This window comes from Streptomyces thermovulgaris (genome assembly GCF_002155915.1).
Taxonomy (GTDB): domain Bacteria; phylum Actinomycetota; class Actinomycetes; order Streptomycetales; family Streptomycetaceae; genus Streptomyces; species Streptomyces thermovulgaris.
Genome location: NZ_MUME01000485.1, coordinates 1 through 1,363, shown reverse-complemented (window position 1 = coordinate 1,363; position 1,363 = coordinate 1). Strand labels below are relative to the sequence as shown.

Here is a 1,363-nt window from a genome sequence, read left to right as displayed (position 1 = left end):
CCCCGCACACCCCCCACCAGCCCTACGACCTGGTCGGCGTCGGCATCGGCCCCTTCAACCTCTCCCTGGCCGCCCTCGCCCACCCCCTCCCCGGCCTGCGCACCGCCTTCTACGAGCAGCGCCACGGCTTCCACTGGCACCCCGGTCTGCTCGTCGAGGACGCCCGCGTCCAGGTGCCGTTCCTCGCCGACCTCGTCACCCTCGTCGACCCGACCAGCGACTGGTCCTTCCTCAACTATCTGAGGACCCACGACCGGCTCTTCCCCTTCTACTTCGCCGAGCGCTTCCGCATCCATCGCGCCGAGTACGACGCCTACTGCCGCTGGGTCTCCGAGAACCTGCCCGCACTGCACTACGGCCACCAGGTCGACGCCGTCCGCTGGAACCCCGACCACCGCGTCTTCGAGGTCGACTTCACCCGGCTCGGCCCCGACGGCGAGATCGAGGCCCTCGGCCGCGTCCAGGCCCGCAACGTCGTCCTCGGCATCGGCACCGAGCCCCATGTGCCCGCCCCGCTCAAGCCTCTTGCGGACGCCCCCGGCCTCCCCGTGATCCACGCCGCCGACTACCTCCGGCACCGCGACACCCTCCTCGCGGCCGGACACATCACCGTCGTCGGCTCCGGGCAGTCCGGCGCCGAGATCTTCCTCGACCTGCTGCGCCACCGCCCCGCCGGCGAGGAACGGCTGCGCTGGATCGGCCGCACCGAGGCCTTCGCCCCGATGGAGTACTCCAAGCTCGGGCTGGAGCACTTCACCCCGGACTACACCCGCTACTTCCACGCCCTCGCCGAGCCCGTGCGCGACCGGCTCGTCGCCGCCCAGTGGCAGCTCCACAAGGGCATCGACGTCGACACCCTCGCCGCCATCCACGACGAGCTCTACCGCCGCACCCTCGACGGCGGCTGGCCCGACGCCGTCCTCACCCCCGGTGTCCGCGTCCGCACCGCCGGCCGGCTCGCCACCTCGCAGATCGAACTCCACGTCGAACACATCCAGCAGGGCACCCGCGCCCGCCTCACCACCGACGCCGTCGTCCTGGCCACCGGCTACCGCGAACGCCCCCTCGCCCCCCTGCTGACCGCCCTCGAGCCCCATCTGCACCGCGACAGCAAGGAACGCCCGCGCATCGACGAGCAGTTCCGTCTCGTCCTGGACCCCTCCATCACCGCCACCGGCTGCCACATCTATGTGCAGAACGCCGAACGCCACACCCATGGCGTCGGCGCCCCCGACCTGGGCCTCGCCGCCTGGCGCAGTGCCACCATCCTCAACGCGGTGACCGGGACCCGGACCTATCCGCTGCCCGCCCGCACCGCCTTCACCACCTTCGGCATCGAGCAGAAGCGGCCCCAGGTCCCGCC

Annotated in this window: 1 protein-coding gene; it reads left to right on the top strand. The window is 72.0% G+C overall.

What is annotated here, in order from left to right; translation table 11 throughout:
• The coding region (locus CCN35_RS26645) for a lysine N(6)-hydroxylase/L-ornithine N(5)-oxygenase family protein (protein WP_086794621.1) at positions 1-1,363 on the top strand (1,363 nt) is incomplete at both ends.